Source organism: Nocardioides sp. JQ2195 (genome assembly GCF_012272695.1).
GTDB lineage: Bacteria > Actinomycetota > Actinomycetes > Propionibacteriales > Nocardioidaceae > Nocardioides.
Genome location: NZ_CP050902.1, coordinates 638,734 through 655,958, shown reverse-complemented (window position 1 = coordinate 655,958; position 17,225 = coordinate 638,734). Strand labels below are relative to the sequence as shown.

17 protein-coding genes and 1 tRNA gene are annotated in these 17,225 nt (G+C 69.7%); 14 read left to right on the top strand and 4 right to left on the bottom strand.

The window, feature by feature from the left end:
• Window positions 1-17 precede the first annotated feature (17 nt).
• The 8 genes from ncot_RS03090 to ncot_RS03055 are packed head-to-tail and all read left to right on the top strand — an operon-like array spanning window position 18 to window position 7,410.
• Window positions 18-782, top strand: coding sequence for an ABC transporter ATP-binding protein (locus ncot_RS03090; protein WP_168616289.1), 765 nt, complete (start codon window positions 18-20; stop codon window positions 780-782).
• Window positions 779-1,498, top strand: a complete 720-nt coding sequence (locus tag ncot_RS03085; RefSeq protein WP_168616288.1) for an ABC transporter ATP-binding protein — start codon at window positions 779-781, stop codon at window positions 1,496-1,498. The genes ncot_RS03090 and ncot_RS03085 overlap by 4 nt, the downstream gene beginning before the upstream one ends.
• Window positions 1,495-2,376 (top strand): branched-chain amino acid ABC transporter permease, encoded by an 882-nt coding sequence (locus tag ncot_RS03080; RefSeq protein WP_168616287.1) that lies wholly within the window; start codon window positions 1,495-1,497, stop codon window positions 2,374-2,376. The genes ncot_RS03085 and ncot_RS03080 overlap by 4 nt, the downstream gene beginning before the upstream one ends.
• Window positions 2,373-3,548, top strand: a complete 1,176-nt coding sequence (locus ncot_RS03075; RefSeq protein WP_168616286.1) for a branched-chain amino acid ABC transporter permease — start codon at window positions 2,373-2,375, stop codon at window positions 3,546-3,548. The genes ncot_RS03080 and ncot_RS03075 overlap by 4 nt, the downstream gene beginning before the upstream one ends.
• The gene (locus ncot_RS03070; RefSeq protein WP_168616285.1) at window positions 3,545-5,092 is read left to right on the top strand and encodes an AMP-binding protein; all 1,548 of its coding nucleotides are present in this window, start codon (window positions 3,545-3,547) and stop codon (window positions 5,090-5,092) included. The genes ncot_RS03075 and ncot_RS03070 overlap by 4 nt, the downstream gene beginning before the upstream one ends.
• On the top strand, window positions 5,079-5,750 hold the full coding sequence (locus ncot_RS03065; protein WP_168616284.1) for a TetR/AcrR family transcriptional regulator: 672 nt from the start codon (window positions 5,079-5,081) through the stop codon (window positions 5,748-5,750). Before ncot_RS03070 ends, ncot_RS03065 begins: the two co-directional genes overlap by 14 nt.
• Window positions 5,747-6,499: a 3-hydroxybutyrate dehydrogenase gene (locus ncot_RS03060; RefSeq protein ID WP_168616283.1), complete on the top strand. Its 753-nt coding sequence runs from the start codon at window positions 5,747-5,749 to the stop codon at window positions 6,497-6,499. Before ncot_RS03065 ends, ncot_RS03060 begins: the two co-directional genes overlap by 4 nt.
• Entirely contained in the window at window positions 6,496-7,410 is a 915-nt protein-coding gene (locus ncot_RS03055) for an alpha/beta hydrolase (RefSeq protein WP_168616282.1), read from the top strand. Before ncot_RS03060 ends, ncot_RS03055 begins: the two co-directional genes overlap by 4 nt.
• A gap of 55 nt (window positions 7,411-7,465) precedes the next feature.
• Here ncot_RS03055 and ncot_RS03050 read toward each other — a convergent pair whose 3' ends face one another.
• Window positions 7,466-8,152, bottom strand: coding sequence for a uracil-DNA glycosylase (locus tag ncot_RS03050; protein ID WP_168616281.1), 687 nt, complete (start codon window positions 8,150-8,152; stop codon window positions 7,466-7,468).
• A 129-nt stretch (window positions 8,153-8,281) separates the two neighbouring features.
• Here ncot_RS03050 and ncot_RS03045 point away from each other — a divergent pair, with 129 nt between their 5' ends.
• Window positions 8,282-9,055 (top strand): class III extradiol ring-cleavage dioxygenase, encoded by a 774-nt coding sequence (locus ncot_RS03045; protein ID WP_168616280.1) that lies wholly within the window; start codon window positions 8,282-8,284, stop codon window positions 9,053-9,055.
• A gap of 82 nt (window positions 9,056-9,137) precedes the next feature.
• Here ncot_RS03045 and ncot_RS03040 read toward each other — a convergent pair whose 3' ends face one another.
• Window positions 9,138-10,697, bottom strand: coding sequence for a succinic semialdehyde dehydrogenase (locus ncot_RS03040; RefSeq protein WP_168616279.1), 1,560 nt, complete (start codon window positions 10,695-10,697; stop codon window positions 9,138-9,140).
• Between the two features lie 14 nt (window positions 10,698-10,711).
• Window positions 10,712-12,340 carry a GMC family oxidoreductase N-terminal domain-containing protein gene (locus ncot_RS03035; protein WP_168616278.1) on the bottom strand — a complete coding sequence of 543 codons (1,629 nt, stop codon included), beginning with the start codon at window positions 12,338-12,340 and terminating at the stop codon, window positions 10,712-10,714.
• Between the two features lie 154 nt (window positions 12,341-12,494).
• Here ncot_RS03035 and pdxY point away from each other — a divergent pair, with 154 nt between their 5' ends.
• The gene (pdxY, locus tag ncot_RS03030; protein ID WP_168616277.1) at window positions 12,495-13,346 is read left to right on the top strand and encodes a pyridoxal kinase PdxY; all 852 of its coding nucleotides are present in this window, start codon (window positions 12,495-12,497) and stop codon (window positions 13,344-13,346) included.
• The gene (locus tag ncot_RS03025) at window positions 13,343-13,894 is read left to right on the top strand and encodes a hypothetical protein (RefSeq protein ID WP_168616276.1); all 552 of its coding nucleotides are present in this window, start codon (window positions 13,343-13,345) and stop codon (window positions 13,892-13,894) included. The genes pdxY and ncot_RS03025 overlap by 4 nt, the downstream gene beginning before the upstream one ends.
• A 161-nt stretch (window positions 13,895-14,055) precedes the next feature.
• On the opposite strand, the gene ncot_RS03020 is transcribed toward ncot_RS03025, so the two are convergent.
• Entirely contained in the window at window positions 14,056-14,628 is a 573-nt protein-coding gene (locus tag ncot_RS03020; RefSeq protein ID WP_168616275.1) for a sugar O-acetyltransferase, read from the bottom strand.
• 145 nt (window positions 14,629-14,773) lie between these two features.
• Between ncot_RS03020 and ncot_RS03015 the strand changes: the two genes are divergently transcribed.
• The 3 genes from ncot_RS03015 to ncot_RS03005 all read left to right on the top strand — a co-directional run bounded on the left by ncot_RS03015 (window position 14,774) and on the right by ncot_RS03005 (window position 17,218).
• Window positions 14,774-14,849: transfer RNA gene (locus ncot_RS03015), tRNA-Thr, on the top strand.
• 57 nt (window positions 14,850-14,906) lie between these two features.
• On the top strand, window positions 14,907-15,362 hold the full coding sequence (gene soxR / locus ncot_RS03010) for a redox-sensitive transcriptional activator SoxR (protein WP_168616274.1): 456 nt from the start codon (window positions 14,907-14,909) through the stop codon (window positions 15,360-15,362).
• A 50-nt stretch (window positions 15,363-15,412) separates the two neighbouring features.
• On the top strand, window positions 15,413-17,218 hold the full coding sequence (locus ncot_RS03005; protein ID WP_168616273.1) for an alpha-amylase family glycosyl hydrolase: 1,806 nt from the start codon (window positions 15,413-15,415) through the stop codon (window positions 17,216-17,218).
• The last annotated feature ends 7 nt before the right edge of the window (window positions 17,219-17,225 follow it).

Sequence of the window (17,225 nt, the reverse complement as noted above, 5' to 3'; positions counted from 1 at the left end):
CCCAGGAAGGCAAACCCGTGTCACCCACCACCCCGCCCGCGCTCGCGGTCGACGGCCTCGGTCTCCAGATCGGCGGCGCGACGATCCTGCACGACGTGAACCTCGACGTCGCGCCGGGCTCGTTCGTTGGAGTCATCGGCCCGAACGGCGCCGGCAAGACGACGTTGTTCAACCTCGTATCCGGGGTCATGCAGCCCACCAGCGGCACCATCCGCCTGCATGACCAGGACATCACCCGCCAGCCGGTGCACCGCCGGGCGCGGGCGGGGCTGGGACGCACCTTCCAGACCTCCAACCTGTTTCCCCAGCTCACCACGCTGGAGAACGTCAGGATGGCGGCCCAGGTCGAGCTGGGCGGCAGCCTCTCCCTGCTGCACTTCCCCCGGCGCAACGACCGCGCCACCACGATCGCCCGGGAGAAGCTCGAGTACGTCGGCCTGGCCCACACGATCGGTGCCCGTGCCGGAGATCTCTCCCACGGCGACAAGCGCAAGCTCGAGATCGCCGTGCTGCTCGCCTCCGACCCCGACGTCGTGCTCCTCGACGAACCGATGGCCGGTGTCGGCTCCGGCGACGTCGCGGGGCTCACCGAGATCATCCGCACCATGCACCGCGACCAGCAGTGCACGGTGCTGATGGTCGAGCACCACATGGACGTCCTGATGGGGCTGGTCGACAAGGTCGCGGTCATGCACCAGGGCTCGGTCCTCGCCTACGACACCCCGGCGGAGGTCATGGCGAACGACGTCGTGCAGAGCGCCTACCTGGGAGTGGCCCCATGAGCACCCCGATCCTCGAGGTCCGCCACCTGCGCGGCCACATCGCCGGCCAGCAGGTCGTCGAGGACGTCAGCTTCGACGTCCCGGCCACCGGCATCACCGCAGTCCTGGGGCGCAACGGCGTCGGCAAGACCAGCACGCTCAAGTCGGTCCTCGGCCTCATCGGCCGTTCCGGCGAGGTGCTGCTGGACGGCCGGCGCATCGACCGCCTGCCCACCCACAAGATCGTGCGCCGCGGCGTCGGCTACGTGCCCGAGGACCGCGAGGTCTTCGCCGGGCTGACCGTCGCGGAGAACCTGGCGCTCGCCGAGCGCGACGCCCACCCGCGACGCGACTTCGTGGCCGACCTCTTCCCCGACCTGGTCGAGCGGCGCAACCAGATGGCCGGCACGCTCTCCGGCGGCCAGCAGCAGATGGTGTCCCTCGGCCGGGCCCTGCTCAACGAGAACCGGTTGCTGCTCGTCGACGAGCCCACCAAGGGACTCGCCCCGCGCATCGTCCAGCAGGTTGCCGACGCTCTCGAGGCCGCCTCGTCCGATGTCCCGATCCTGCTCGTCGAGCAGAACCTCGAGGTCGTGCGTCAGCTGGCGAACGACGCCATCGTCATCGAGAGCGGCCGGGTCGCCTGGTCCGGGGACGCGCGGACCCTCCTCGACGACGAAGCCCTGACCAAGAAGCTCCTCGGCGTCCACGCCGAGACCCAGGTGGAGGTGTCATGAGCACGATCGTCCTGCTCGCCGTGACCGGCATCGGGCTCGGCGCGCTCTACTTCCTCAGCGCTTCCGGCCTGTCCCTGATCTATGGCCTGATGCACGTGTTGAACTTCGCCCACGGCGCGTTCCTGACGCTGGGTGCGTTCGTCGGCTGGGAGGTGGCCAAGGCGATCGGTCCCGACACGTGGGCCGGTTTCCTCGCCTCGATCCTGGCCGGTGCCGTGGCCGGTGCCCTGATCGCGATCCTCACCGAGCTGCTCCTGATCCGGCCGCTCTACGAGCGCCACATCGAGCAGGTGCTGGTCACCGTCGGGCTCTCCCTGGCCGCGGTCGCCCTCTTCGAGGGCGTCTGGGGCTCCGACTCGATCACCATCACCGGCCCGGGCTGGCTCTCCGACACCACCCGGGTGCTCGGCGCCAACATTCCCAACAACCGCTTCGTGATCATCGGCCTGGCCCTGCTCGTCCTGCTCGCCATGGTGCTGTTCCTGCGCCACACCCGCTACGGGATGATCATCCGTGCCGGCGTGGAGAACCGCAGCATGGTCACCGCGCTGGGCATCGACGTCCGCACCGCGTTCACGATCGTCTTCGCGATCGGTGGCGCAGCCGCCGGTCTCGGTGGCGTGCTCGCCTCGAGCTACTTCCGCTCGGTCTCCCCGAGCACCGGGAGCTCGCTGCTGATCTTTGCCTTCATCGTGACGGTCATCGGCGGCCTGGGCTCGCTGCTGGGCGCTGCCATCGCCTCGATCGGCGTGGCCCTGCTCCAGCAGTTCGCCAACTACTACGGTTCCGGAACCGGAGACTTCGTCATCGTGCTCGCCCTCGCCGTGGTGCTGCTGGTGCGGCCCTCCGGCCTCCTCGGAAGGCAGGTCGCCGCATGAGCACCACCCAGGACGTGCGCACCACCCCGGCCCCCCGGCGTACGCCGGCCGTCGACGCGCCTGCCCCACCGCGGCGCCGGCTCCCGCTCACCGCCATCGGTGGAGTCGCCCTGCTGGCGCTGATGGTACTGCTGCCCTTGGTCAACCTGACCGTGCCCGGCGTGCTCCCCGGGCCGACGTACACCGCCGGATCGCTGAACCTGCTGGCGCTGTGCATGGTCTATGCCTCGCTCGCGCTCTCCTACCACCTGCTGCTCGGCACCGGCGGCATGCTGTCCTTCGGCCACGCGCTCTACTTCGGCGCCGGGGCCTACGGCCTGGGCATCATCCTGGCCCAGACCGGCATCCCGCTGTGGCCGGCCGTGCTCGTCACGATCCTCGGCGTGATGATGCTGGCGGTGGTGACCGGCGCGATCAGCCTGCGCGTCACGGGCATCCCGTTCGCGATGGTCACCCTGGCCTTCGCGGAGGCCGGCTCGGTGCTGGTGCGCCGCAACCCCCGCGACCTCACCAACGGTGGTGACGGCCTGATCATGAACAGCGACCCTGTCCCCGAGTGGATGCTGGGCGTGGTCAACACCCGCAACCTCTACTGGATGTCGTTGGTGCTGCTGGCTGTCGTGTTCCTGGTCGTGGTGTGGATCGACCGCTCGCGCGTCGGCCACGTCACCGCCGCGGCCCGGGAGAACGAGCTGCGGGTTCGGGTGCTCGGACTGCGCCCCTACACGGCCAAGCTCGTCGTCTTCGCGGTCTCCGGGCTGCTGGCCAGCACCGCCGGGATCATGTACCTGTTCCTGCACAGTGGAACCACGCCGACGAGTGTGTCGGCGAACCTCACCATCACCGTGCTGCTGATGGTCGTCATCGGCGGTGTCGGGTCCCGCTGGGGCGCCGTGGCGGGTGCCGTGGTCTACACGCTGTTCAACCAGCGCCTGACCAAGCTCGCCGAGTCGGACTTCGTGGCCGGGTTGCCCGACGCGGTGCGGATCCCGCTGTCCCAGCCGCTGTTCATCCTCGGCACCGTGTTCGTGCTGATCGTGCTGTTCCTCCCGGGTGGCATCGCCGGCACCCTGTCCGCAGTGACCGCACGCTGGCGTCGTACGGACCGGGGAGCCCCGCACGGCGCGCACCGCCTCGAGCAGGCCGCGTCCGAGAGCGGGCCGATCGGATGAGGCCCGACGGACCACACACCCTCGGCCGCTGGCTGAGCGACAGCGCGGCCAACCACGCCACCAAGGTCGCCATCGACGACCGCGGGGTCACCATCACGTACGCCGAGCTGGAGCGTCGGAGCACGGCCCTGGCCGACGCGTTGGTCGAGGCAGGCCACGGCCCGCGTGACCGGATCGCCACGTTGACCGGCAACTCGATCGATCACGTCGTGGTGCTCTTCGCCTGCGCCAAGGCCGGACTCACCCTGGTCCCGATCTCGTGGCGCCTCACGACGCCCGAGCTGGCCGACTGCCTGGAGGCCGCGAACCCCGACCTGGTCCTGGTCGAGGACCCGATGGCCTCCTCCACCCGCGCCGCCCTGCAGCTGACCCCTCTCGGACGCAACGCCACCGGCCCGCGCGTGGCGACGTTGGGCACCACCGGGGTCGAGGCCGACGTCCCCCTCCGACGTTCGCGACGTACGCCGGAAGCCGCGCGCCCGGTCCGGGACGACGACCCGCTGCTGGTCATCTTCACCTCGGGCAGCGAGGCGCGACCCAAGGGCGTCGTCCTCACCCACGCGAACTGCTTCTGGAACAACCTGTCGCTCGCCCGGGTGCTCGACATCTCGTCGTCCGACGTGGTGCTCGCGATGCTGCCCCAGTTCCACGTCGCGGCCTGGAATGTCCAACCCCTGTTGGCGTTGTGGCACGGAGCGACCGTCGTCCTCGAGCGCACCTTCGAGCCGTCGCGCGTGCTCCAGCTGATCCGTCAGCGACGCGTGACGACGATGATGGCGGTGCCGACGCAGTACCACCTCCTGGCCAGCGAGCCCGGCTTCGCGGCCGCGGACCTCTCCTCCCTGCGCACCGCGGTCGTCGGCGGCTCGGCGATGCCCGAGTCAGCACTCCTGAGCTGGGCCGAGCACGGCATCACCGTCGCCGCCGGCTACGGACTGACCGAGGCCTCTCCCAACGTGCTCATCGGCCCCAAGGGCGAGGCTGCCCGCCCGTATCCCTATGTGGAGGTGCGGATCGTCGACCCCGTCTCCGACGCGGAGCTCTCCGGCACCGCGATCGGCGAGCTCGAGGTCAGGGGCCCCGGTGTCTTTGCCGGCTACCTCGACGACCCGGTCGCCACACAGCGGACCATGCACGACGACTGGCTGCGCACCGGGGACCTCGCGTCGCGCGATGCCAACGGCGGCTACCGGATCGTCGACCGGATCAAGAACATCTACATCTCCGGCGGCGAGAACGTCTCACCCGCCGAGGTCGAGGCCGTGCTGACCGCCCATCCGTTCGTCGCCGACGCCGCCGTGCTCGGCGTACCCGACCCGGTGTGGGGTGAGGTCGGCGTTGCCTTCGTCGTCCCCCGCTCGGGGGCCGCGCTCACCGAGGACGAGGTCCTCGAGCACGCCTCCGCCCACCTCGCCAGGTTCAAGGTGCCACGCGCGATCCACGTCGTCGAGGAGCTGCCACGAACGGCACTCGGCAAGGTCGCGCGCGCACAGCTCCGCGACTCCGCCTACATCAACGAAGGGCCCGACCATGAGCGCTCCTGACTTCAACAGCACCCCCGGAAAGGTCGACGCACCGCAGAGGAAACCGCTCACCAAGCGAGGCCTCGCGACGCGCACCAAGCTGCTGACCGCCGCCGAGAAGGTCTTCGCCGACCTCGGCTACCACGAGGCGTCGATCGTGAAGATCACCGAGCAGGCCAGCGTCGGACTCGGCACGTTCTACCTCTACTTCGAGAGCAAGCAGCAGATCTTCGAAGCCCTCGTCGAGGACCTCAACCGCCGCGTCCGACACTCCATGGCCCAGGCGATGGAGGGGGCGCCCGACCGGCTCGCAGCCGAGCGTGCCGGCTTCGCCGGGTTCTTCCGCTTCACCGCCGAGCACCCGGCGCTCTACCGCGTCGTCCGGGAGGCAGAGTTCGTCTCGCCCCAGTCGCTCGAGCTGCACTACAGCCGGATCGTCGACGGGTACGTCGAGGGGTTGCGCAAGGCGCAGGCCGTCGGCGAGGTGGACGACATCGACCCGACCGTGGCCGCCTGGGCGCTGATGGGACTGGGCGAGCTCATCGGCATGCGCTACATCCTCTGGGAGCGCGACGCCGACGGGAACCCGCCGACCGAGCTGCCGCCCGACGTCTTCGAGGACCTGATGCGCTTCATCAACAACGCACTGGCGCCCCGACCCGGGAAGGACAAGCCATGAGCGAGCAGGACCTGGCCGGGCGCACCGCGGTCGTCACCGGAGGCGCCAGCGGCATCGGGCGCGCCTGCGCGACCGAGTTCGCCGCCCGTGGCGCCCGTGTGGTCGTGGCCGATGTCGACGCTGATGCGGCCAAGTCCGTTGCCGACGAGGTCGACGGCGAGGTGTGGGAGGTGGACTTCTCCGACACCTCCTCCCTCGACGACCTGTCGCTGGAGGCCGACATCCTGGTGAACAACGCCGGCATCCAGCGGGTTGCACCGATCCACGAGTTCGACCCCGACGGTTTCCGGCTGATCCACCGGATCATGCTCGAAGCGCCGTTCCTGCTGGTCCGCGCGGTGCTGCCTGGCATGTACGAACGCGGATGGGGCCGCATCATCAACGTCTCCAGCGCGCACGGGCTGCGCGCCAGCGCGTTCAAGTCGGCCTACGTCTCGGCCAAGCACGGGCTCGAGGGTCTCTCGAAGGTCACCGCGCTCGAGGGTGGACCGCACGGCGTCACCAGCAACTGCGTGAACCCCGGCTACGTGCGCACTCCCCTGGTCGAGAAGCAGATTGCCGACCAGGCCGCCACGCACGGCATCCCCGAGAGCGAGGTCGTCGAGAGGATCATGCTCACCGAGAGCGCGATCAAGCGCCTGGTCGAGGCCGACGAGGTGGCGTCGTTGGTGGGCTGGCTGGCCTCGGACAGGGCCGGCATGGTCACCGGGGCGTCCTACACGATGGACGGTGGGTGGACGGCCCGATGACGCACACCTTCTCCACGGTCGACGTGGCCGTGCCCGGCGGCGACCTCAGGGTCGGTGCCTGGGACGTGGACGGCCAACCGGATGCGCCCACGGCGCTGCTGATCCACGGGGTCACGGCCTCACACCGCAGCTGGCCACTGGTCGCCGCGCACCTGCCCGACGTACGCCTGGTCGCTCCGGACCTGCGCGGGCGGGGACGCAGCAACGAGGTGGCCGGGCCAGCCGGCATGGCCACCCATGCGGCCGACCTGGTCCGGGTGCTCGATCACTTCGACGTCTCCTCGGCCGTGGTCGTCGGGCACTCGATGGGCGCCTTCGTCTCGGTGGTGCTGGCCGACCTCTTTCCCGAGCGGGTGGAGCGACTGGTGCTGGTCGACGGCGGCCTGCCCCTCGAGATCCCCGACGGGCTGAGCAGCGACGAGATCGTGTCGTTCCTGCTGGGGCCCGCCGCGGAGCGCCTCGCGATGACCTTCCCGAGCGTCGAGGCCTATCTCGACCACTGGCGGACGCACCCCGCGTTCGCGGACCACTGGTCAGCGGCGGTCACCGACTACTTCGCCTACGACCTGGTCGGCTCCGAACCGGCACTCCGACCGTCGACGCGCTACGGGGTGATGAGCGACGACACGGTCGACCTCAACACCGGGCAGACCATCGTGGACGCGGTCTCCGGGCTGCGCCACCCGACCCGGTTCCTCACGGCACCGCGCGGGCTGCTGGACCAGACGCCCGGCCTCTACTCCCCCAGCCGGGTCGCGGAACTGATGGCGGCGCTGCCCGCCGTACGCCACACGGAGATCGCGGACACCAACCACTACACGATCACGCTGTCGGAGGCCGGTGCCGGAGCCACGGCGGCCGTGGTGCTGGAGGAGCTGGCGGCGGCGCCACGCGTGGCGAGCCAGGCCTGACCCGCACCGAACCCACACCGGGCCAGGCCGCTCCCCCGGCGAGGCGCGGGCGCGGTCAGACGAGCGACCAGTTCACCGGGGTGCCGCCCTGCTCCTCGAGCAACCGGTTCACCCGGCTGAACGGTCGCGAGCCGAAGAACCCGCGTCGCGCGGAGAGCGGCGACGGGTGCGCCGACTCCACCCACGGAACGACGCCCAGCATCGGCTTGAGCGACTGGGCGTCACGCCCCCAGAGGATCGCGGCGAGCGGGCCACCCCGACGTACCAACGCCTGGATGGCGCACTCGGTGACCGGTTCCCAGCCGCGGCCGCGGTGGGAGGCGGCCTCGCCCGGGCGCACCGTGAGCACGCGGTTCAACAGCATCACGCCCTGGTCGGCCCAGGCCGTGAGGTCACCGTGGGGTGCACGCTCGAGACCGAGGTCGGTCTCCAGCTCCTGGTAGATGTTGACCAGGCTGCGCGGGATCGGGCGTACGTCGGGAGCCACCGCGAAGCTCAACCCGATCGGGTGGCCCGGGGTCGGATAGGGGTCCTGGCCGACGATCAGCACGCGTACGTCGGCCAACGGGCGCTGGAAGGCTCGCAGCACGTGGTCACCCTGGGGCAGGTAGGGCCGACCGGCTGCCAGCTCCTCGCGCAGGAACCGCCCCATGGTGGCGATCTGCTCGTCGACCGGAGCCAATGCGTCGGCCCAGTCCTCGGCCACCAGGCCCTTCTCGACCAGCCCTCGCAACGCACTCACGCGCCGACCCTAACCGCGATAGTCCCTAACGTCTCGCAGGCCTGAAGCTCGACTTCGCATGTCAGGCGTTAGGGACTATCGAGCAGAAGACACTGGAATAAAGTTGAAGGTTTAAGTATTGTGGAGGGCATGGACACAACGATGCCGGCCCTCTACATCGGCCACGGAGCCCCGCCCCTGCTCGACGACCCGGTGTGGTCAGGCCAGCTCGCCGCCTGGGCGAAGGACCTCCCGCGCCCCAAGGCGATCCTGATCGTCAGCGCCCACTGGGAGTCCGCCCCGGTGAGCCTGACCGCGTCCGGCGCGCCCCTGGTCTACGACTTCGGCGGGTTTGCTCCGAAGTACTACCAGATGACCTACCAGACCCCCGATGCCTCCGCGCTGGCCAAGCGCGTGGCCGCGATGATGCCCGACAACGAGCCGGTGCACCAGCACCGCAGCCGCGGGCTCGACCACGGTGCCTGGGTGCCGCTGAAGATCATGTACCCCGAAGCCGACATCCCGGTCCTGCAGATGTCACTGCCCACCGAGGACCCCTACAAGCTGCTCAAGCTCGGCGAGCGGCTTCGTCCACTGCGCGACGAGGGCGTGCTCATCATCGGCTCCGGCTTCCTGACCCACGGGCTCCCGTTCCTCAAGGACTGGAGCATCGAGGCGGCCGCACCGGGCTGGTCGAAGGACTTCGACCACTGGGCCGGCGAGGCGCTGCAGCGTGGCGACATAGACGAGCTGGCGGCGTACAAGTCGAAGGCGCCGGGCATGCCCTACGCCCACCCGACCGTGGAGCACTACATCCCGCTCTTCATCACCCTCGGCGCCGCTCGCAAGGCAGACGACCCGGGCGACCAGAAGATCGACGGCTACTGGATGGGCCTGTCCAAGCGCTCGCTGCAGGTGGCCTGACCCCGGTCGCACGGAACGAGTGAGCGGGCAGTCAGGTCGAGCAAGAGTTGCCCGTTCGCGCAGCAAGAATCCACCGTTCGCGTCAGCGGATGTTGAGCTTGCGCATCACGCGCAGGCCGAGGATCTGCTGCTTGACGTTCTCCGCGAACGGGACGCCCTCGGGGGCGCCCATCACCTGCTTGCGCAGGATGCCGACGTTCTGGCAGTCGGTGTACTTCAACATCCCCTGGTCGCCGTGGCGCGCGCCGACGCCGGACTGCTTGACGCCGCCGGAGGGCGAACCCTTCGAGGCGTAGGCCGTGGCCAGGATGTCGTTGATGTTGACGTTGCCCGAGTGGATCCGTCGTCCGACGCGGATCGCGTTGTCGATGTCGCCTCCCCACACCGAGGCGTTCAGCCCGTAGTCGGTGTCGTTGGCCAGCGCGATCGCCTCGTCCTCGGTCGAGTAGCGGTGCAGCGCCACCACCGGACCGAACGTCTCGCCGACGCCGGCCAGCATGTCCTTGGTGACGCCCTCGAGGATCGTGGGCGCGAAGAACGCCGGGCCGACCTCGGGCAGCTCGCGACCGCCGACGAGCACTGTCGCCCCCTTGGCCACCGCGTCCGCGACGTGGGAGGCGACCCGGTTCTTCTGGTCGACCGAGACCAAGGAGCCCACCTCCGGCTCGAAGTCGTACGCCGCCCCGACCTGGAGGTCCTTCGTCGCCTCGACGAAGCGTGACTTGAAGTCGTCGTAGATCGAGTCGTGGATGTACATCCGCTCGATGTGCATGCAGATCTGGCCGGTGTTGCCGAAGGCCCCGAACAGCGCCGCCTTCACGGTCTCGTCGAGGTTGGCGTCGGGCAGCACGACCATCGGGTTCTTGCCGCCGAGCTCGAGGCAGGCACCGATCAGGTTGCGGCCGGCGCGTTCGCCGATCACCCGGCCGGTGGCCGTCGAGCCGGTGAACATCACGTAGTTGGCGTTGTCGATCAGTGTCGGCCCGACGTCGGGACCCTCACCGCAGACCACCTGGAACAGCCCCTTCGGGAGCCCGGCCTTCTCGAGCAGCTCCACGCCGTACAGCGGCGAGAGCGCGGTCTTGTTGTCGGGCTTGACCACGACCCCGTTGCCGGCGATGAGCGCCGGGATGGCGTCGGAGATGCCGGTCGCGAACGGGAAGTTCCACGGCGCGATGATGCCGACGACGCCCTTGGGCTGGCGCACCTCCAGCGAGGAGGAGACCACCGGGACCGGCCCGGCGTGCTTCTTCGGCGCCAGGATCTTCGCGGCCCGCTTGATGTAGTAGCCGGCCACCATCGGGATGTCGAGGGTCTCCTCGAAGGCCATCCGGCGGGCCTTGCCGCTCTCGACCTGGATCAGGTCGACGATGGTCTCGTTGTGGTCGAGGACCAGCTTGTGGAACGTGCGGAAGACCTTCAGCCGCTTCTTCAACGGCCACTGCGACCACTCGGCCTGCGCGGCCCGCGAGGCGGCGAAGGCGGACTCGATGTCGGCCGGGGTCGACTGCGGGAGCTCGACGAGCACGTCACCGGTGTAGACCTCGGTGAGCTTCCACGTGCCGCCGGCGGTGGACGGGACGCGGGAGACGAGCCGGTCGAGGAAGTCGTCGGTGACCGATGCGGGACGCTGGATGCTCATGGTTCCTCCGCTGCTCAGACGTCGAGGCCGAGGATGATCCCGGCCGCCTTGTCACCGATCATCATCGACGGCGCGTTGGTGTTGCCGCTGATGATGGTCGGCATGATCGAGGCGTCGGCGACCCGGAGGCCGTCGACGCCGCGGACCTTGAGGTCGGACCCGACCACGGCCCGCTCGTCGACACCCATCCGGCACGAGCCGACCGGGTGGTAGACCGTGGTGACCCGGCGCAGCAGCTCCTCGCGCAGCTTGTCGCCGGTGCACGCAGGGCCCGGTTCGTACTCCTCCTGCACGTGCCGGGCGATCGCGTTGTCCGCCATGATCGTGCGGATCATCTCGACGCCCTCGAGGATCACCTTGGCGTCGTCGGGCTCGGCCAGGAAGTTCGGGTCGATGATCGGGGCCGCCAACGGGTCGGCACTGGCCAGGCGCAGGGTGCCGCGCGACTTCGGCTGCACCAGCGTGGAGAAGACCGACAGCGAGTTGCGCTTGTCGGGGCTCAGCCTGACCGGCTCGTCCTGGAAGGGCGGGTAGGACCACGGGATCGCGAAGAGCTGCAGGTCGGGGGCGCCACCGTCGGAGAGCGAGGTGTGCGCGAAGCCGCCCGCCTCGAAGACCGAGTGCGCCATGAACGTGCGGCCGGGCTTGATCCGGTCTCGGAGGATGCTGGTGCCGAAGTAGGCCGGCGAGCTCTTGTGCGGCGAGTTGTCGACGGCGTACGTCATCGGCATGAACATGTGGTCGTGCAGGTTGTCGCCGACCGGGAGGTCCTCGCGGACCTCGATGCCGTGCTCGGCCAGGTGGGCGGCCGGGCCGACGCCGGAGAGCATCAGGATCTGCGGCGAGCCGAAGGCGCCAGCGGAGAGGATGACCTCACGACCGGCCTTGACCAGTCGCAGCTGGCCCTTCTCGTCGCGCACCTCGACGCCGGTCGCGCGGCCGTTCTCGATGACGACCCGGGTGACCGTGCCACGCTGCTGGACCTCCAGGGTCGGCAGGTCACGCTCGGTGAGGTAGCCACGCGAGGAGGAGAACCGGATCCCGTCGCTGGTGTTCTCCTGGATGACGTGCATGCCCTCCTGGGCCTCGCCGTTGTAGTCGGCGTTGACCGGGATGTCGAGGGCGGAGGCGCCGGCCTCGATGAAGGTCTTCGCCGCGTCGCAGATGTGCGGGTTCTCGAGGACCTTGACCGGCCCACCCGTGCCGCGGAACTCGCTGGCCGGCCCCTGCCAGTCCTCCATGCGCTTGTAGGACGCCAGGACGTCGTCGTAGCCCCAGCCCTTGTTGCCCTCGGCCTCCCACGAGTCGAAGTTGGCCTTGTTGCCGCGCACGAAGATCATCCCGTTGACCGAGCCGGAGCCACCCATCACCCGACCACGGGTCGCCGGGATCTTGCGTCCGCCGACGTGCGCCGCGGGGGCGTTGTAGTAGCCCCAGTCGAACTTCTGCTTCAGCTTCGGCTCGCTGTGGATCATCGTGATCATGCCGGGACGCTTGAACATGATCGACTTGTCGGGGCCACCGGCCTCGATCAGGATCACGCTGCTGCCGGCCTCGGCGAGGCGCCCCGCGACAGCGCATCCGGCGGATCCTGCGCCCACCACCACGTAGTCGGCTTCGTTGGAGAACGGCTTCTTGCCCATGCTGCTACCTCATCTGCTCCCGGTGTGGCGCGGCCCACACGGAACTGACTGTAACAAGTTCTAGTTTGGGATTCCATACCTTCAGTACGTCGAGTGTCCGCGACCCGGCGTGCGTCGGGGTGGACGTGGTCGCCGACGGTGAGAAGATGACTCGGTGAAGGTTCTCTCGATCCAGTCCTCGGTCGCCTACGGCCACGTCGGCAACTCGGCCGCCGTCTTCCCGCTCCAGCGTCTCGGTCACGAGGTCTGGCCCGTGTTCACGGTGCACTTCTCCAACCACACCGGGTACGGCGCGTGGCGCGGTCCGCTGCTGGCCGCCGACGACGTGCGCGAGGTGATCACCGGCATCGAGGAGCGCGGGGTCCTCGACCAGGTCGACGTGGTGCTCTCGGGCTACCAGGGCGGCGAGGAGATCGGCGACGTGATCCTGGACGCGGTGGCCCGGGTGAAGCAGGCCAACCCGGCCGCGACCTACACCTGCGACCCGGTGATGGGCAACGCCAGGAGCGGCTGCTTCGTCAACCCTGCGATCCCGCCGCTGCTGCGCGACCGCGTGGTGCCGGCCGCCGACCTCATCACGCCGAACCAGTTCGAGCTCGGCTTCCTCACCGACACCACGCCGGCCACCCTCGAGGAGACCCTTGCGTCGGCCGACCTGGCCCGCGCCATGGGCCCCTCGACCGTGCTGGTGACCAGCGTCGAGCAACCGTCCGCAGCTGAGGACACGATCGAGATGCTCGCGGTCACCGACGACGGCGCCTGGCTCGTGCAGACCCCGCGACTCCCGATCAAGTCCAACGGTTCCGGCGACCTCACCGCCGCGCTCTTCACCGCCCACCTCCGGACGACGAAGGACCCCGCCTTCGCCCTGGGGGCGACGGCGACCGCCGTGCTCGGCGTCCTCCGGACCACGATCGACTCCGGCGAGCGCGAGCTGCAGATCGTGGCAGGCCAGGATGCCGTGGCTCGCGCCACGTCCGACTTCGAGGTTCGTCAGGTCCGATGAAGCTCTCCGTGGTCCTGGTCCTCCTGCTCGGCCTGCTGGTCTCGGGCTGTTCGTCCGACTCGACGGACTCCGCCGAGGGCGACGACGGTGGAGCCAGGATCACCGACCGGGTGGAGTTGGTCACGCAGATGATCCACCGTGACGCCGCGCTGCTGAGCCTGTTCGACGCGGGGCTCGGGAAGCCGGTCCCGGCCCGGGTCGGCGGAGCGGTCGAGCTGGCCCGCACCAATGCGTCCGCACGCATCGAGACTGCTGCCGACCTGCTCGAGGAGTGGGGCGAGGAGGTCCCGGTGACCGTGCGCGACCACGGCATCGACCACGGCATCGAGGTCGATGCCCCGGAGCTCGTGGGGGCTCCCACGCAGGACGAGATCCACGCGCTCGCCGACTCCGTCGACTTCGCCGGCGACTTCACGGCGTTGTTCCGCGCGGCGCTGGAGTCCACCCGGGACACGGCCGCCTCATACGCGGGCGACGACTCCGACGTGATGTCCTTCGCCGACGGCGCGGAGCGGTCCTCGCAGGACACCCTCGACGCGTTCAGCTGACCACCGCCGGCTCACCCCGCCCAGCGCGGATCGCGGCCAGTGAGAGCGACCAGCTCCTGGTGGTGGCGACCGGGGCCACCACGGCATCGGCTGCGGATCCGAGATCGTGCCTCAGCCCTGGGGTCAGGGGACTCACCGGCGACGCCCGGCGAGCTCCGCGCTCACTCCTCGATCGAGCGGAGCACGCGGGCCGGGTTGCCGACCGCCACCACGTTGGCCGGCAGGTCCTTGACCACGACCGAACCCGCGCCCACCACGGTGTTGTCGCCGATCGTGACACCGGGACAGACGATCGCGCCGCCACCGAGCCACACGTTGTCGCCGATCGTGATGGGTTGCGCGGCCTCCCACTTCTCGCGCCGCGGACCGGGCTCGACCGGGTGCGTGGGGGTGAGCAGCTGGACGTTGGGCCCGATCTGCACGTCGTCGCCGATCCTGATCTCGGCGACGTCCAGGGCGACCAGGCCGAAGTTGGCGAACGTGCGGGCCCCGATGGTGATCTGGGTGCCGTAGTCGACGTACAGAGGCGGGCGAAGGATCGTCTCCTCACCGATGCCGCCGAGCATCTGCTCCAGGATCGAGCGCTGCAGCGGCTCCTGGCGAGACGTGGTCGCGTTGTAGGCCGCCATCAGGTCACGCGCCCGTTGGCTCGCCTCGGCGAGCTCGGGATCGTCGGCGATGTAGGGGTCGCCCGCCATCATCCGCTCGCGCATGGTGCGGGTGTCCTCACTCATGCGACTGCTCCCGGGTCGGTCTCGGTGCACGCCGCTGCCGGCGCCTGGATGCGGATCGGGTTCGCCATGCACCCAGCGTAGAGGGGATGCCACCACGATGGGCCAACCGGCGGATCGGCGGTTAGACTTTGCTCGCTCAATGCACGCCGGTGTAGCTCAGTTGGTAGAGCGTCGCTCTTGTAAAGCGAATGTCGCGGGTTCGACTCCTGTCTCCGGCTCCACTCCCTCGTGGCACCATGGTGATACAAGCTCAAGGTCACTTGAAGTCCGAGGTCCCCATGAAGCAGCTCACCATCGGTCACCTGTCCGAGCGTTCTGGGGTCGCGACGTCCGCGATCCGCTTCTACGAGTCGCGCGGCCTGGTCCACTCCGTGCGTACGTCGGGCAACCAGCGCCGCTACGACCAGTCCACCCTGCGCCGGATCGGCTTCATCCGCAGCGCCCAGACCGTGGGGCTGAGCCTGGAGGAGATCGCCGAGGCCCTCGCCACGCTCCCGGAGAACCGCACCCCGAACAAGGCCGACTGGACGCGACTGAGCCGGCTGTGGCGCACTCGGCTCGACGAGCAGATCGAGCGCATCGAGCGGCTCCGCGACAAGCTCGACGGCTGCATCGGCTGCGGCTGCCTGAGCCTCAGGAACTGCGCCCTCAACAACCCCCACGACGAGGTGGCGCCGCGTGGGCCGGGTGCGGTCTTCCTCGAGCCGGCCGGGAAGCCGAGCGGCAAGCGGTAGCACCCGGCCGGCTTGCACGGACCCGGCTCGATCAGGCCACACTGGTGCCCATGGACCTGTTGCACTCCCCCCACCACGACGGCTCCCCGATCCATGTCTCCGACGAGTCCCCCGAGCTGGGCGACGTGGTCGACATCCGGTGCAGCACGGCCCTGGCTGACGACACCCGGGAGGTCTGGGTGCGAACCGTCACCGATGCCGAGCCGATCTTCCTCCGCGCGGCGGCCGTCCGGGACGAGAATAGCGTGTGGTGGCAGGCGAAGCTGCCGATGCACAACCCGGTGATGAACTACCGCTTCCTGCTCGTCGGCGAGGACGGCGACCAGCGCTGGCTCACCGCGGCGGGACTGCACGACCACGACGTCCCCGACGCCTTCGACTTCAGGCTCAGCTCGCACGGGCCTGCCCCGGACTGGTCACGTGACGGCGTCGTCTACCAGGTCTTCCCGGACCGCTTCGCCCGATCGGATGCGACCGCCGAGCGCGAGACCCCCCACTGGGCTGTCCCGGCCGCCTGGGACGACGTGGTGGTCTTCGAGGGCAGCGACCCCCGCACTCCCCTGCAGCTCTTCGGCGGCGACCTCGACGGCATCACCGAGCACCTGGACCACGTGGCCGAGGTCGGCGCCGACATCGTCTACACGACACCGGTCTTCCCTGGGGAGTCCAACCATCGCTACAACGCATCGACGTTCGACCGGGTCGATTCCCTCCTCGGTGGCGACGAGGCCTACCGGCGCCTGGTCGACGCCGTGCACGCACGCGGGTGGCGGATCCTCGGCGACCTGACCGCCAACCACACCGGTGACACCCACGAGTGGTTCACCTCCGCCAGCTCCGACGACCAGGACCCCCACCGCGGGTGGTACCACTTCCGACCCGACGGCAGCTACGCGACATGGATGGGGCACCACACGCTGCCCAAGCTCAACCACGCCGATCCCGCGCTCCGTGCCGCCTTCACCGAAGGCCCGGACTCCGTCGTCGGGCGGTGGCTGCAGGCGCCGTACGACCTCGACGGGTGGCGCATCGACGTCGCCAACATGACGGGGCGCCTGCACGAGGTCGACCTGAACCACGAGGTGGCCAGGACCATCCGTCGTACGGCGACCGCGGTGCGCGAGGACGCCCTGGTGCTCGGGGAGCACAACCACGACGGGTCGAACGACGTCCCCGGGGACGGTTGGCACGGCATCATGAACTACTCCGGCTTCTCGTGGCCCGTGTGGGAGTGGTTGCGCGCCGACGACACCCCGGCGCGCTCGTTCGGCACCCCCGTTCCGGTCGCACGACGCACCGGGCCGCAGGTGGTCGCCTCGATGCGGATGTGGCTGGCCCGCTACGGCTGGCGCGCGGTCTCGTCGTCGTGGAACATCCTCGGCTCGCACGACAGTGCTCGGATCCGCACGGTGACCGGCTCGGCCGCGCGACACCAGGTCGCCGCGGCCCTCCAGTTCACCCTGCCCGGGGTGCCGATGGTGTTCGCCGGCGACGAGATCGGCCTGGAGGGAGTGCTCGGCGAGGACTCCCGCCGCCCCATGCCGTGGGAGCGCCGCGACGACTGGGACACCGACACCCTGGCGGTCTACTCCGCGCTGTCGCGGATCCGGCGCCAGCACCCGGCGCTGCGACGTGGCAGCCTGCGCTGGGCGCACGTCGACGACGACGCACTGGTCTTCCTGCGCGAGCACGCCGACGGCAACGTGCTGGTCTGCGTGCGTCGTGCCGCGGGCGAGCCCGTCGCGCTCGACCCGATCGTCACCGGTGACACGCTCCTGAGCACCGGAGGGGCAGAATTCTGCGACGGCAGGCTGACCTCGGGCGAGGGGCCGAGCCTGCAGGTCATCGCCGTCTGACCACCGC

Coding starts and splice junctions, on each gene's coding strand:
- ncot_RS03085 (WP_168616288.1), top strand. CDS start 779: ATGAGCACCCCGATCCTCGAGGTCCGCCACCTGCGCGGCCACATCGCC.
- ncot_RS03080 (WP_168616287.1), top strand. CDS start 1,495: ATGAGCACGATCGTCCTGCTCGCCGTGACCGGCATCGGGCTCGGCGCG.
- ncot_RS03075 (WP_168616286.1), top strand. CDS start 2,373: ATGAGCACCACCCAGGACGTGCGCACCACCCCGGCCCCCCGGCGTACG.
- ncot_RS03070 (WP_168616285.1), top strand. CDS start 3,545: ATGAGGCCCGACGGACCACACACCCTCGGCCGCTGGCTGAGCGACAGC.
- ncot_RS03065 (WP_168616284.1), top strand. CDS start 5,079: ATGAGCGCTCCTGACTTCAACAGCACCCCCGGAAAGGTCGACGCACCG.
- ncot_RS03060 (WP_168616283.1), top strand. CDS start 5,747: ATGAGCGAGCAGGACCTGGCCGGGCGCACCGCGGTCGTCACCGGAGGC.
- ncot_RS03055 (WP_168616282.1), top strand. CDS start 6,496: ATGACGCACACCTTCTCCACGGTCGACGTGGCCGTGCCCGGCGGCGAC.
- ncot_RS03045 (WP_168616280.1), top strand. CDS start 8,282: ATGGACACAACGATGCCGGCCCTCTACATCGGCCACGGAGCCCCGCCC.
- ncot_RS03040 (WP_168616279.1), bottom strand. CDS start 10,697: ATGAGCATCCAGCGTCCCGCATCGGTCACCGACGACTTCCTCGACCGG.
- ncot_RS03035 (WP_168616278.1), bottom strand. CDS start 12,340: ATGGGCAAGAAGCCGTTCTCCAACGAAGCCGACTACGTGGTGGTGGGC.
- ncot_RS03025 (WP_168616276.1), top strand. CDS start 13,343: ATGAAGCTCTCCGTGGTCCTGGTCCTCCTGCTCGGCCTGCTGGTCTCG.
- ncot_RS03020 (WP_168616275.1), bottom strand. CDS start 14,628: ATGAGTGAGGACACCCGCACCATGCGCGAGCGGATGATGGCGGGCGAC.
- soxR (WP_168616274.1), top strand. CDS start 14,907: ATGAAGCAGCTCACCATCGGTCACCTGTCCGAGCGTTCTGGGGTCGCG.
- ncot_RS03005 (WP_168616273.1), top strand. CDS start 15,413: ATGGACCTGTTGCACTCCCCCCACCACGACGGCTCCCCGATCCATGTC.